General features: G+C 66.1%; 9 protein-coding genes and 1 tRNA gene. 5 read left to right on the top strand and 5 right to left on the bottom strand.

Going from position 1 to position 13,231, the window contains the following annotated elements; all coding sequences use genetic code 11:
- Both NR792_RS40170 and NR792_RS40165 read left to right on the top strand, forming a co-directional pair.
- Window positions 1–222, top strand: a complete 222-nt coding sequence (locus NR792_RS40170) for a helix-turn-helix domain-containing protein (RefSeq protein WP_375757960.1) — start codon at window positions 1–3, stop codon at window positions 220–222.
- Window positions 219–1,319, top strand: coding sequence for a tyrosine-type recombinase/integrase (locus NR792_RS40165; protein WP_375757959.1), 1,101 nt, complete (start codon window positions 219–221; stop codon window positions 1,317–1,319). Before NR792_RS40170 ends, NR792_RS40165 begins: the two co-directional genes overlap by 4 nt.
- A 40-nt stretch (window positions 1,320–1,359) precedes the next feature.
- Here the strand turns inward: NR792_RS40165 and NR792_RS40160 are convergent.
- Window positions 1,360–1,445 (bottom strand) — tRNA-Leu (locus tag NR792_RS40160).
- Between the two features lie 149 nt (window positions 1,446–1,594).
- Here NR792_RS40160 and pabB point away from each other — a divergent pair.
- The 3 genes from pabB to NR792_RS40145 all read left to right on the top strand — a co-directional run bounded on the left by pabB (window position 1,595) and on the right by NR792_RS40145 (window position 7,839).
- Window positions 1,595–3,739: an aminodeoxychorismate synthase component I gene (pabB, locus tag NR792_RS40155; protein ID WP_375757958.1), complete on the top strand. Its 2,145-nt coding sequence runs from the start codon at window positions 1,595–1,597 to the stop codon at window positions 3,737–3,739.
- A 152-nt stretch (window positions 3,740–3,891) separates the two neighbouring features.
- The gene (gene ffh / locus NR792_RS40150; RefSeq protein ID WP_014395398.1) at window positions 3,892–5,538 is read left to right on the top strand and encodes a signal recognition particle protein; all 1,647 of its coding nucleotides are present in this window, start codon (window positions 3,892–3,894) and stop codon (window positions 5,536–5,538) included.
- 171 nt (window positions 5,539–5,709) lie between these two features.
- On the top strand, window positions 5,710–7,839 hold the full coding sequence (locus NR792_RS40145) for an Ig-like domain-containing protein (protein ID WP_375757957.1): 2,130 nt from the start codon (window positions 5,710–5,712) through the stop codon (window positions 7,837–7,839).
- 82 nt (window positions 7,840–7,921) lie between these two features.
- Here NR792_RS40145 and NR792_RS40140 read toward each other — a convergent pair whose 3' ends face one another.
- From NR792_RS40140 to gltJ, 4 genes are all read right to left on the bottom strand, one after another.
- A complete protein-coding gene (locus tag NR792_RS40140; RefSeq protein WP_375757956.1) occupies window positions 7,922–9,022 on the bottom strand; it encodes a TIGR04552 family protein in 1,101 nt (366 codons plus the stop codon).
- Window positions 9,023–9,162: 140 nt separating this feature from the next.
- Window positions 9,163–9,645 (bottom strand): toxin-antitoxin system YwqK family antitoxin, encoded by a 483-nt coding sequence (locus NR792_RS40135; protein WP_375757955.1) that lies wholly within the window; start codon window positions 9,643–9,645, stop codon window positions 9,163–9,165.
- Between the two features lie 216 nt (window positions 9,646–9,861).
- Entirely contained in the window at window positions 9,862–10,767 is a 906-nt protein-coding gene (locus NR792_RS40130; protein ID WP_375757954.1) for a hypothetical protein, read from the bottom strand.
- Between the two features lie 236 nt (window positions 10,768–11,003).
- Window positions 11,004–13,118 (bottom strand): adventurous gliding motility protein GltJ, encoded by a 2,115-nt coding sequence (gene gltJ, locus NR792_RS40125; RefSeq protein ID WP_375757953.1) that lies wholly within the window; start codon window positions 13,116–13,118, stop codon window positions 11,004–11,006.
- Between the last annotated feature and the right edge of the window lie 113 nt (window positions 13,119–13,231).

Below are 13,231 nucleotides of genomic sequence, written 5' to 3'. Positions count from 1 at the left end.
ATGTCCGAGGCCACTCCACCAAAGGAATCCGCGCCCTCGTTCCTCACCGTGGACGAAGCCGCAGAGCTACTTCGAGTGAACCGCAAGACCCTCTACGAGGCCATTCGACTTGGGCAGGTGCCAGGGGTCGTTCGGCTTGGTCGCTGCGTTCGACTTTCCCGCGCCACGATGCTGTCCTGGGCTTCGGGTAACGGCGGTCCTGCGCTCGGAGCGAAGAAATGAGCGTCAGGCTGCGGAAGTGGAAGTCGAAGGAGGGAAAGGTGCAGGAGGCGTGGTGGGTAGACGTGAAGTACCAGCACCCTGATGGAAGGGTGGAGCGGATCCGCAAGGCTTCGCCCATCAACACCCGTCGAGGAGCTGAAGAGTACGAGCGTCAAGTCCGGCACGCCCTTCTCACAGGAGCCCTTGGAAAGGAGCAGCAAGAGGAGAAGCGCGTCCTTACCGTCGCAGAGTTCGAACCGCGCTTCATCACCTACAGCGAGAACCACAACAAGGCCAGCACCGTTGCGGCCAAACAGCAACTCCTGAAGAGCCACCTGCTGCCGACCTTCGGAAGCATGCGCCTTGACCGTGTCAGCCGTGAAGCCATCGAGGACTTCAAGGCCCGAAAGCGCAAGGAGGGGCTCACCGCCAAGACAATAAACAACGCGCTCACGGTTCTCCGGACCTTATTCGCCGTTGCTGTTGAGCAGGAGGCGCTTACGCATGCGCCTCGCGTGAAGCTCCTGAAGGCAGAGAAGCCAGAGTTCGACTTCCTCAACTTCGAGGAGGCGGATCGTTTGGTTGGAGCAGCCGAGCCAACGTGGCGAGCAATGATCGCAGTGGCACTCCACACGGGGCTGCGGCGTGGCGAACTCATTGCACTCCAATGGGACGCACTCGATCTCGTTGCTGGCCGCCTCATCGTGAAGCGCAACGTTTGGCGTGGCCACTTCGGCAGTCCCAAGGGTGGCCGTTCGCGAGAGGTGCCCCTTAACGCGGTTGCTCTCAACGCGCTGAAGGAGCAACGCCACCTGCGTGGTCCGTTCGTCTTCTGCGACGAGGCTGGGGAATTCCTTAAGAATGACACCTGCCGAAACGCCATCCTGAGGAGCAGTAAGAGAGCCGGCCTGCGTCCAATCGGATGGCACACGCTGAGGCATTCCTTCGCAAGTCACCTCATCATGCGAGGAGTGCCTCTGAAGGCCGTCCAGGAGCTGCTAGGGCATGCATCCATCGAGATGACGATGCGGTACTCGCACCTGAGTCCGGACGTGAAGAAGGACGCGGTGCGGGCGCTGGAGTCACAGCCCAGGGGCACATTGGGGGCACATGGATAAACCGGACGAAAACCCCTCAGTGATTCTCGCCAGTTAGAAGTGCACGAGCCGGGGATCGAACCCGGACGACCCTTGCGAGTCAGCGGATTTTAAGTCCGCTGCGTCTGCCAGTTCCGCCACTCGTGCGATGGAAGGAAAGATAGCAGACCCCGCAGCGCATGCGAGGCACCTGCACATGCTGGGGCCTCCCGCACCTGCATCCTTGGGCCGCCAAGTACGGCCGCCTGGCAGCCGTGCTCGAACAGGCGCCTCCCGGAAGGCCGTCGAGGGGTAAGGTGCGCGCCGTGCGGCTGCGGACGCTCATCATCGACAACCACGACTCGTTCACGTTCAACCTCTTCCAGCTGCTGGCGGAGGTCGGTGGGACCGAGCCCCTCGTCGTGCGCAACGACGAGCGGTCGTGGCGGGAGCTGCGCGCGCTCGCGTTCGACAACATCGTCCTCTCCCCCGGTCCCGGCCGTCCCGACCATCCGGCGGACTTCGGCGTCTGCCGGGATGCGCTCCTCGAAGCGGACGTCCCCATCCTCGGCGTGTGCCTGGGGCACCAGGGCATGGGCCACGTCCATGGAGCGCGCATCCAGCACGCACCGGAGGTCATGCACGGACGCCTGAGTCCCGTGCGCCACTCGGGGACGGACCTCTTCCAGGGACTTCCGCAGGACTTCCCGGTGGTGCGCTACCACTCCCTCTGCCTCGCCCGGCCGCTGCCCGAGGACCTGATGGAGACCGCCTGGACCTCCGACGGCGTCCTCATGGCCCTGCGCCACGCCTCCCTCCCCCGCTGGGGCGTCCAGTTCCATCCGGAGTCCATCGCCACCACCCACGGCCGCCAGCTCCTCACCAACTTCGTCCGCTTGAGCCGCGAGCACCACGCCCGCCGTCCGCGCCCTGCGCTCCCCACGAGCGCACCGCCGCCAAGGCCCGCCGCCCCGCCCGAGACCTTCCGGGTCCATCACCGGAAGCTGCGGCTCGATGCCGACCCGGAGCAGGCCTTCGTCGCGCTCCTCGGAGGCAAGGACCCCGCGTTCTGGTTGGACAGCAGCCGCGTCGAAGCCGGCCTGTCACGCTTCTCCTTCATGGGGGACGCGACGGGCCCCCACAGCGCCGTCATCCACTACCGGGTGAATCCACGCAGACTCACCGTGAGCCGGAGTCAGCGAACGGAGGAGCACACCACGGAGCTGTTCGAGTTCCTCCAGCAGGAACTGGCGCGGCTGCGAGCGGCCCCCTCCGGGCTGCTGCCTTTCGACTTCCAGGGCGGCTTCGTGGGCTACCTCGGCTACGAGCTGAAGCACGACTGCGGCGCGAGCGCCCCGCATCCCTCCCCGGATCCAGACGCCAGCCTCGTCCTGGCGGATCGGCTGCTGGCCTGGGACCACCTCGAGCGCACGGTGTATCTCGTGGCGCTCGCTCCTGAACACGAGGCGTCCCAGGTCCAGGCCTGGTTCGACTCCACCGAAGCCGCCCTGCGCGCCCTTCCGCCCCTGGCGCCGCTTGCTCCGAGTCCTGAAGCCCCCTTCCCCGTCCGCCTCGCCAGGGACCACGCGACCTACCTGGCCGACATCCAGCACTGCCTGGAACAGCTCCACGAGGGTGAGACGTACGAGGTCTGCCTCACCACCAAGCTCCTCGCCCGGACCCACGTCGACCCACTGGACCTCTACCGGAGCCTTCGCCGGCTCAACCCGGCCCCCTACGCCGCGTACCTCCGGATGGGCCCGCTGGGCATCGCCTGCTCCTCCCCCGAGCGCTTCCTGCGCGTGGACGCCGACCGCTGGGTCGAGTCGAAGCCCATCAAGGGCACCCTGCGCCGCGGGGCCACCCCGGACGAGGACGAACGCCTCCGCCAGCAGCTGGGCGCCCAGGAGAAGGACCGGGCGGAGAACCTGATGATCGTGGACCTCGTGCGCAACGACCTCGGGCGTGTGTGCGAGGTGGGCTCGGTCCACGTCCCCCGGCTCATGCACGTGGAGTCGTACGCCACGGTGCACCAGCTGGTGAGCACCATCCGGGGCCGCCTGCGCGAGGGGCTCACGGCCGTGGACGCGGTGCGAGCCGCCTTCCCCGGAGGCTCCATGACGGGGGCCCCCAAGGAGCGCACGATGGAGCTCATCGACCGGCTGGAGCGGGAGGCCCGGGGGGTGTACTCGGGTGCCATCGGGTACTTCTCCGCCACCGGCGCCGCGGACCTGAACGTCGTCATCCGCACAGCGGTGGTCCGCCCCGGCGAGGTGAGCATCGGCGCGGGAGGGGCCATCGTGGCGCTCTCGGATCCGGCGGCCGAGCTGGACGAGATGCTCCTCAAGTCCCGCGTGGTCCTGAAGGCGCTGGGCACGGCGCTCGGGCGCCCGGACGGACTTCCCAAGCCGGGTGGCGAGGCGGAGGCCTCCCCCGGGCCCTGGACGGCGGCGCCGGGCTGAGCCCGGTGGGGTGGGAGGCCCTCCAGGAGGGGGTCCCCGGCGGGGGCCGGCATTCCGGGTGGTGGGGAAAGCCCCTTGATTCCTCCACTGCTGGACGGCCGGGGCTTCCGAGGACGTCGCATCCGGCGGGACGCTGTTATAAAGCGCCCCCCATGCTTGAGACCGTCACCAAGGGCTTCCGGGCCGCCAAGAACCGCCTCGCCGGCAAGAGCGAACTCACCCCCGAGCTGGTGGACGAGTCGCTGCGCGACATCCGCGTCTCCCTGCTGGAGGCCGACGTCGCCTTCGACGTGGTGAAGAAGTTCGTCGCCCGCGTCCGCGAGAAGGCCGTGGGCGAAGTCGTGCAGACGTCCGTCACGGACGCAGGGGGCCAGAAGCGCAAGGTCAGCGCGATGGACCACTTCATCAAGATCTGCCACGACGAGTTGGAGGCCCTGATGGGCCCGGTGGACACGAGCCTCCACCTGAAGCCCAAGGGCCAGCTGTCCGGCATCATGATGGTGGGCCTCCAGGGCTCCGGTAAGACGACGACCACGGGCAAGCTCGCCAGCCGGCTCCTCGCGGAGGGGCGCAAGCCCCTGCTCGTGGCCGCGGACATCTACCGCCCGGCCGCCGTGGATCAGCTCAAGGTCCTGGGCGAGCGGCTGAAGGTCCCCGTCTACCACGAGCCCGGCGTGCAGCCGCCCGAGCTGGCGAAGCGGGGCTACGCGGCCGCGCGCGAGCAGAAGTGCGACGTGGTGCTCATCGACACGGCGGGCCGGCTCGCCATCGACGAGACGCTGATGACGGAGCTGGAGTCCATCAAGTCCAACGTGCAGCCGGACACCATCCTGCTCGTGTGCGACGCGATGATCGGCCAGGACTCGGTGCGCACGGCGGCCGAGTTCGACCGGCGCCTCACGCTGGACGGCTTCATCCTGACGAAGCTGGACGGTGACGCGCGCGGCGGCGCGGCGCTGTCCATCAAGGAAGTGACGGGCAAGCCCATCAAGTTCCTCGGCATGGGCGAGTCGATGGACAAGCTGGAGGAGTTCCGTCCGGAGGGCCTCGCGGGCCGCATCCTGGGCTTCGGCGACATCGTCGGCCTGATGAAGGACTTCGAGAAGGTCGTCGACGAGAAGAAGGCCGAGGACGACGCGCGCAAGCTGCTCTCCGGCCAGTTCTCGATGAAGGACTTCGTCGAGCAGATCCGCATGGTCCGCAAGATGGGCCCGCTGAAGGACCTGCTGGAGAAGTTCCCCCTCTTCGGCGACCTCACCGAGCACCTGAACCCGGACGAGAAGGAGCTCACGAAGATCGAGGCGATGTACGACTCGATGACGCAGAAGGAGCGCCTGCGTCCGGACATCATCAACGCCAGCCGCATCAACCGCATCTCCAAGGGCAGCGGTCGCAAGCCGGAGGAGGTGCGCGAGCTGCTGCAGAAGTTCGGGATGATGCAGCAGGTGATGGGCACCATCGGCCAGAACCCGGGCCTTCTGGGCCGCATCCCCGGCTTCAAGCAGCTGGGGCAGCTGGGCCAGATGAAGAACATGGACCTGGGCAGCATGTTCGGGAAGGACCCGAAGGCGCTGGAGAAGGCCATGTCCGCGATGGGCGGTGGCATGGGCGGCATGCCCATGCAGCTGCCGCAGATCGCCCCGGGCTACACGCCGCCCATGGGCCAGGCCGCCATGGCCAAGGCCCGCCTGATGGGCTACGCGCCCCCGTCCGTGAGCAAGCCGGACGACCGCGACGCCATCAAGGAGCGGCGCAAGAAGGAGAAGGAGAACAAGAAGAAGAACCGCAAGAAGAAGTAGCCCGCGGCCTTCTCGGTCCTCCCCTGCCCGCGCGTCCCCACCGAAGTCCGGGGCGGCGGGCAGGCGTGTTTCCGGGGCCTCCTGGGACGGACGCCTGTCCTGTCCCCTGGACACCCGTGGCAGTGTTCCTCGTCGGGACCGAACGGACCCGACCTTGCAGAACACGCCCCCATGCCCAATCTGAGACTCTGGTTGTTGTTGAGCTGCGTCGGCCTGAGCCCCGCATGCATTGACGTCCCGCCGCTGGAGGACCCGCCCAAGGAGGACCCGCGGGCGGACCCCGATGCGGACTTCACCTTCACGGCGGTACCGGCCCAGGAGCAGGTCCTCCCGGGGGGAACCCTGGACTGTGACGTCCAGCTCGCCTGGACCGAGGCCACCGGAGGCGCCGTCACGTGGAGCCTCGTTTCACCGCCCGCGGGCATCGAACTCCAGGCGTTCACCCTGCCCAAGGGAGAAACGCGCGCGACCCTGAGCATCCGCGTGGGAGCGAGCACCGTGCCCGGGCCCTACACGCTGACGCTCCAGGGCAAGAGCGGCTCGGTCACGAAGCAGGCGACGCTGGCGGTGACGGTCGGGAAGCCCGGCGACCTGGTGGTGAACTGGGTCGTGCCCACGCCCGGAAAGGCCTACACGCGAGGTCCCCTGCTCCTTCAGTTCACCGTGGAAGGCGGAGCGGCGGAGCAGGTGGAGATCCTGAAGGACGCCACCGTGCTCGTGAAGCCCACGGGGAGCCCGTATTCGTTCACCTGGGACACCACCCAGGAAGCGGAGGGCACGTACCAGCTGTCCATCCGCGCGACCCGTGGCGGAGCGGTCTTCACCAGTGCGCCAAGGACGGTCATCGTCGACCGGACCGCGCCCACCGTGGCGTCCTTCCTGCCGGCCAGGGATGCGGCGGCAGTGGGAGTCCACGAGTCCATCCAGGTCACCTTCAGTGAGCCCATGAACCCGCTCTCCGTGACGGAGGCTGCGGTGGGGCTCAAGACAGGTACCGGGGCTGCCATCGCAAAGTCGGTGACGCTCTCCTCGGACGGCAAGACGCTGAACGTGACTCCACTGAGCGCCCTGACCGCACCGAGCACCGTCCAGGTCGACCTCACCGCAGCGACGAGCGTGCTGACGGACCTGGCGGGCAATGGGGTGGTGAGCGCTCCGGCGTGGTCCTTCTCCGTTCCCACCTGGCTGCCCTTGGGCGGCGCCATCAGCGCGGTGGGGGGCGCAACTTCCGCGAACGAAGTCGTCCTGAAGCTCGACCACGAAGAGCAACCGGTCATTGCATGGACTGAGTCCGATGGCATGGCGCTGAACGTCTATGTGGCTCGATGGACAGGAACCGCATGGAGCATCCTGGGAGGAGCCCTGAATGGCTTGGGCACAGCAGGAACTGACGCGGAACATCCCTCGATAGTCATCAATAAATCAAATCAGCCCATTGTCGCATGGCACGAAGCCTCTGGCGACGGCGAGATCAACAACATCTTCTCCCGCCGATGGACTGGCACTACCTGGGAAACCTTGCCCTCCCTCACGCTCCCCTACTACGGGGGCTATGACTACCTTGGTTCGCCCACCCTCGCCCTTGAGGAAACAGGCGCACTGAGCCTGTATGCCAATTACGCCAATGAAGGCGAATCCGTCATCAGGCATTATCGGCTCACTGACGGGGCTATATCCTGGTCGCTTTCGACATTGCCAACACCTAGCGGGTATTCTCGAGCGCAAGACCCTACGGTGGTGATTTCGGGGACCCAGACTTTCTCTGCCTTCAGCATCTTTGACTTCAATGGCGAAGGCGATGGCACACGAGGAATCTCTGTCGTCGAAAATGATGGGGTCCTCCTTGGCGGTCGGCTTCTGGGTACGGCGGCAGCAACACCGACCCTGTCCGTCGATGGAAACGGGCGCCCCTGGGTCGCGTGGGTCGAATCACCTTCCAACCAGCCATCTTCTGACGGACAAATCTACTGGGCGCGGTGGGAAGGATCCGCGTGGAGTACTCCTTTGCTCGCCAGCACTTCCACCACTGGCAATAGCACGCCAGTCATGAGCATGACGAAAGGAGCGCCTCATACACTTGCATGGAGCGGTATCGTTTCGTCAGAACGGAGCATCCTCGTCAACCGATGGATTTCCAATCAGTGGCAGTCACTCGGATACCCACTCACCGCATTGACTGGCACCAGTACGCCCGCCACATCGCCATCGCTCCAGCTGAGCAACACGGGGACGCCAATGATTTCCTTTGTCGAAGCTGATGCATCGTCAGGAAGCGTCTATACGTTCAGGCTCAACGACTGACTTTCGAGGTGAGCCACTCGCGCAAGAGGATGTGCGAGTGGCTCTACACCTTCAGGTCTGTTCACCAGAAGGTGAGCTCGCCCTACCCCTGGCGCTTGGGAACGACAAGACCTCGGCTCAGACGGTTGAGGACGCGTCGCTTTTGCCGGCGCTTGTAGCTCTCGTGGGCATTGTCCCCGAGTTCATTGCGCCGGGCCGTCTCCTCGTCCGCGATCTGGAATTCAACGAGCGCGAAGGTGACTCGCCCCTTCCGGGGGCGGGTGTCGCTTTCAGGCGGCGGCAGGTAGGGGTCCATCCGCAGCGGGAGGTCTACGACGAAGTTGAGGACCCGGTAGGAGCTCCCGGAGAAGGTGTTCCCCGTCCGGTCCTCGCGGTCCTCGAAGTCCCGATCCAGGTGGAGCTGAGGGATGAACTGCTCGAAGTGAGGGTTCTCCTCCAGCAGCCCCTTGAACGGCAGCAGCGTGTTCTCCGTCTGTCCCGGGACGACGAAGTTGAAGGGGAACAAGCGCTGCGTCAGGAAGTAGAGGACAGGCAGCAGGTCCTCCCGCTTGCGGGTGATGACCCGGAACCGCGTGCGGTCATACACCTGGGCCGCCACGGTCTCCTTCTTCGCGATCAGCTTCGTGATCAGGGAGTCCCGCGTCTTGATGGAGTGGGCGAACTCCACGATGGGAAGACCCATCTCCTTCATCTCACGAGCGACGCCCAGCACCTTCTCCGTGACCATCTCCGCCAACTCCGCTTCCGAAGCCGCGAGGCGGAAGAGCAGGTCCCGCCCTTCAATGTGCTGGATGACGTGCATGACCTTCAGCACGATGCAGGCGATGCGTCGATATCGGGCAAGGCCCTTCGCTCCCGACGCGAAGAGAAACAAGTCGTGGAGCTCTTCCGGCTCCGCGACGGCCTCTGCAACCCGGTAGTCGAAGGTCTTCCGAAGATACTCCACGGCGTCCGCCAGGACCGTCCGCGCCCACGCATCGTCGTAGGGGCGGGACACGTCGAGCTGGCACAGACGCAAGAAGCGATCCACCTCGTCCCGCGTCTGGAAGTGCATGCGACGCCAGTCGATCACGGACCCACCACGAAGGATGAGCCGGATGCGTTCAAGCTCCCGAAGCCCCATCTGCGCCACGGTGCAGACGGGGATGGAAGGGAGGACAGGGGCGAGAGAAGGTGCCTTCACAGGCACCGTTCCTAGTAGGCCCCGACGCGAAGGGAAAGAGCCTCATTCGCCCTCAAAGCTCCTCCCATCTCAGCGGTCTTGTCCTCTGCAGAGGGCAAGCGTGACCCTGCAAACCAGCAAGGCCGCGTGCCATCCGAGCGCTACCGAGAGGCGACTTCGCGTCCGTCCGCGAACTGCAGCTGGCGGATGACCTTTCCGTCCTCACTCAGTTCCTGGACCGTACCGTTCCGGAAGCCCTTTCGGTACTGCTCGATCATCTTGGGCTTGCCGTTCGCGAAGTACTGCACGCGCGTCCCATGATAGTCGCCTGCCACGAACTCGGTCTCGCCAGTCTTCACTCCATTGGCATCCCAGAACGTCCAACGGCCGGAGCGGAACCCGTTGAGGTACTGGCCTTCCGCCTGCTTTTGGCCGTTAGCCCAAAAGTCCACGTAGGGCCCATGGATGACCTGTTCCCCAGGCTTTGAATTCGGCTTGATGCAGTAGACCGACTCATTCTGGGTCGTCTTTCCCTTCTGCACCGTGCCTTCCGGACAGGACAGTCGAACTTCTGAGGCAAGACTGGGAGTCGCCATTACAACCATCGACACTGCGGCTGCCTGCGCAAACTTCTTCAAGTTCATGCGCGTCCCCTTTCCATCCAAGGAAGATTGCTGTTGCTTCAGGACTACCACCCGGTAACACGAAGGCAGGTCAGAGAAATTCAACCGCCATTTGGCGAACCATGAATGCAATCAGACCTTGGCGGTGGTGCCTTCAGATAAAAAACAACGCCTCACCCCAACGTTGGGGTGAGGCGGATCTATAGCCGAGCGAGTCCTACCAGACCTCGCTTGATTCTAGAGCTGGCTGCAGATTTCGTTGCCGCCAGTGAAGTAGAGCCCAACGGACAGCGTCGTCGAGCCCTGCGGGCGGCAGAAGTTCATGGTGAACTCGGCCGTCTTTCCACCATTCGACGTCGCATACTCGGAAGGACGAATCAGATCGGGACCCGAGAGTTCCTGACCGTTCACGGTGACATAGAACAGGCCGGGCAGACCGGACTTCTGGGTCGGGAACGTCGTCGAAGAGCTGGAAGGAATGTAGGCCTTCACACGAGCCTTGAACGTCACCTGCGGGGACGTGCAGAAGCTATCGGAACCAACCGAAACCCTGGTCACGTTGTAGATGATCGGGCCGGTGGAGGTGCCCGCGTTCCACACAGGCGTCTTACCGCCCTTGGTAGGATCGAAGTTCTCGCACGTGGGCGCCGGCACCGCGGTGCAGGTGGTGCCGCTGCAGTAGCTGCCGTACGCGCACGTCGACTGGCCCTCGCCGGAGCAGGTCGTCGCGGCCGGGCTGCACACGCCCGTGGAGGTGTTGCAGGTGTTGCCGGCGCCGCAGTCAGCGTCCTTGGTGCAGGCGGCAGGGGTGGAGCCGGGCTCCTCGCAGCGCTTGGACACGGTGCCGCAGACGAGGCTGGTGGAGTCGTCCTCGTTGCACAGCTGGTTGGTCTGGCACTGGCAGACCTTCGCCGTGTTGGTCGCACCGGCCAGCGGGGCGCAGTTCTTCTCCGTGTCAGGGCAGTCAGAGCCGCTCTCGCAGGTGTCCATGCACACGCCCGCGGCCGTGTTGCAGAAGTTGGAGGAGCAGTCGGTGTCCGACGTACACGTCTCGGCCGTCGTCGCGTCATCGCCACAGGCCGTCAGGGCCAGGCTCATCGAGCTCAAAGCGGCGAGCATCACCATCATCTTGCGCAGCTGCATTCGGAACTTCCTCCTGGATTGGTTACGTCGCCCGGTGTCTCCGGCCACCTGACTCCAGACACCGGGTTTGAAGTCGAGCGGCCTTTAGTCCTCTCGCTCCGGACGTGTCAACGAGTGTCGACCGACCTTCCTACGACTCCAACCGGGGGAAATTCACTGTTCACGAAAGCGCACAATCCCGACGCACATCACAGCGACATCGCCGTCACATATGACGGCGATGTCGCTCCTGGATTTCAGAACGTGAACGGGAAGTCGATGGGGTCGCCCTGCTTCTGGTGCTTGGGGAACGACCAGCTCTTGATGAGCCCCGTGATGCACGTGGCCATGTAGCTCGAGCGGAACTCGTCCGTGCGGCACGACACCGAGGTCGTCCTGCCGCTCGGCTGGACCGTCCAGCGCATCACCAGCTTGCCGCTGAGCGACGGGTCCTTCTGCTTCTGCTCGTTCACGCACTTCACGATGGCCGGCTTGTTGTTCAGCACCACCTGCATGATGTCCGACTGCTGCAGGCGCTCCAGCGTGCCGCCTCCCGGCTCGGGCGGGATGTACGCCGTCGTCGTCGGCTTGCTCGAGGGCTTCGTGGCCGCCGGCTTCTTCGTGCCGAACAGCTCGTCGAAGTCGTCATCTCCGCCCCCGGAGCTCGACGAGGACGAAGAAGAAGAGGAAGGCTTCGACACGGTGATCGCGTCGCCCTCGTCCTCATCTCGCTGCGAGCCGCGGCTTCCACTGGAACCCGTCTTGCGATGATTGCGCGAATCCACCCGCGCCACCGCCGTCCCCATGTTGGGCGTCGTGCTGGCGGGCTTCACCTCCGCCGCGGGAGGAGGAGTGGGCGTCGCGGCCGGAGCCGTCGCCACGGCCGGAGGAGGCGTTCCACCGGCCGCGGGCTGGGTGCCAGCGGCGGCGGGCGTTCCGGTGGCAGCGGTGCCTTCCACGGGCGTCGCGGCAGGCGTTGCCGCGGGCGGGACCGCCGCGGGAGGCGTCTGCACCGCGGCCGGAGGCGGCGGCATGGGCGGCAGCTCCGCCTTGGGCGTCGGCGCGGCCGCGACCTGGACCGGTGCCTCCACGGGACGCTCGGACGAATTGCCGCGCGCGACGTAGACGACCGCGGCGCCCGCCATCACGAGCACCCCCGCCGTCACCGCGACCAGCATCCCCGTGCGGCCCTTGCCGCCCGCGGGTGCCGCGGCAGGCGGCGGATAGGCCGCCGGATACCCCGGAGGCGGATAGCCCTGCGGCTGCTGCCCATAGGGCATCTGCGCCTGCTGCGGCGCATACGCTACCGGCTGCGGCGGCGCGTACTGCGGCGCCGGCGGCTGCGGCGCATAGCCCTGCTGCGGCTGCGGCGCGTAGGCCTGGGGCGCGGCCATGCCCGGCGCGGGGGCCATCATGGCTCCCGGCATCGACGGCGAGGACACCGGCTCCGGCGGCGGCACGGGCACGTCCAGGAGGCGCGACTGCGACAACGGCTCGCGCTCCAGCGACGGCGCCGGACGCGGCGGCGGCTTGCTGAGGGCGTCGTTCTCCTCCTTCACCAGCGAGGCCAGCACGCTCGCGGCCGAAGGCTTCCAGCCCACCGGCTCATCCGGCGCGCTCGAACCCCCGCTCATGCCCGGACGAGCGCTGCCCGCGCTGAAGGCGGACTCCACCGGGCCGGCGGGAATCGTCGGCGAGGACGTGGACACCGGCGCGGGCGCGACGATGACCGGCTTGGCCGGACGCGGCGCCAGCACCGACGCCAGCTCCGCCGTCTCCGACAGCGGAATCCAGTCGCTGAAGCCCGAGCGCCAGCAGAGGTTGTCCGGGCCCACCTCGCCGCGGTCCCAGGCGTCCTTCACCTTCTCCACGGACCAGGGGCCGACCTGCTTCTCGTCGATGGCGACGTACCACTCGTGCGCCGCTGCGGCGGCCTTCTCCTCCGCCGTCGGCTCGGCGGCTTCGGCTTCCGCGAGCTTGCGCACGGCCTCTGTCTTCGCGGCCTTGGCCTCGGCTTCCGCTTCGGCGGCCTTGACCTTCTGCGAGCCCGTGCTCAGGACCTGGTCGAAGACCGCGCCAATCTCATCCTCTTCCACGTCCGTGAAGAGGCCGCCCTCCGGCGGCGTGCCCAGCGTGGCGGGAAGCCCCGTGCCGGACGACTCCACGATGCGTGGCGCGTTCGCATCCGCGCTGCTCTTGGCCTCCGTGGCCGCGGTGGCCTCCGCCCCGCCCTCCTTCGCCGCCGATGCACCGGCGGGCCTCACCAGGATGGAGTGACCACACTTCTTGCAACGAAGCTTGACCCCCTTCGGGCCAACCTTGTCGTCGCTGATCATGTACTGCGCGCGGCAGCTGTCGCAGACGAAACGCATCGTTCCCGTAAGCCTCGAAAATGACGGGCGAAATCCCGTCGGAATCGTAGAAGTGCCCACCGGCGGAGATCAAGGACACCTGCCTTGAACGCCCGCCTGCTTTCAACGCGTGA

It is taken from the genome of Corallococcus exercitus (assembly GCF_042231735.1).
GTDB classification, from domain to species: domain Bacteria; phylum Myxococcota; class Myxococcia; order Myxococcales; family Myxococcaceae; genus Corallococcus; species Corallococcus exercitus_B.
This window is presented reverse-complemented; position numbering and strand designations above follow the sequence as displayed.

What these genes read in the sequence shown, in the direction of transcription:
- NR792_RS40170 (WP_375757960.1), top strand. Translation starts at nt 1, where the DNA reads ATGTCCGAGGCCACTCCACCAAAGGAATCCGCGCCCTCGTTCCTCACC.
- NR792_RS40165 (WP_375757959.1), top strand. Translation starts at nt 219, where the DNA reads ATGAGCGTCAGGCTGCGGAAGTGGAAGTCGAAGGAGGGAAAGGTGCAG.
- ffh (WP_014395398.1), top strand. Translation starts at nt 3,892, where the DNA reads ATGCTTGAGACCGTCACCAAGGGCTTCCGGGCCGCCAAGAACCGCCTC.
- NR792_RS40145 (WP_375757957.1), top strand. Translation starts at nt 5,710, where the DNA reads ATGCCCAATCTGAGACTCTGGTTGTTGTTGAGCTGCGTCGGCCTGAGC.
- NR792_RS40135 (WP_375757955.1), bottom strand. Translation starts at nt 9,645, where the DNA reads ATGAACTTGAAGAAGTTTGCGCAGGCAGCCGCAGTGTCGATGGTTGTA.
- NR792_RS40130 (WP_375757954.1), bottom strand. Translation starts at nt 10,767, where the DNA reads ATGCAGCTGCGCAAGATGATGGTGATGCTCGCCGCTTTGAGCTCGATG.
- gltJ (WP_375757953.1), bottom strand. Translation starts at nt 13,118, where the DNA reads ATGCGTTTCGTCTGCGACAGCTGCCGCGCGCAGTACATGATCAGCGAC.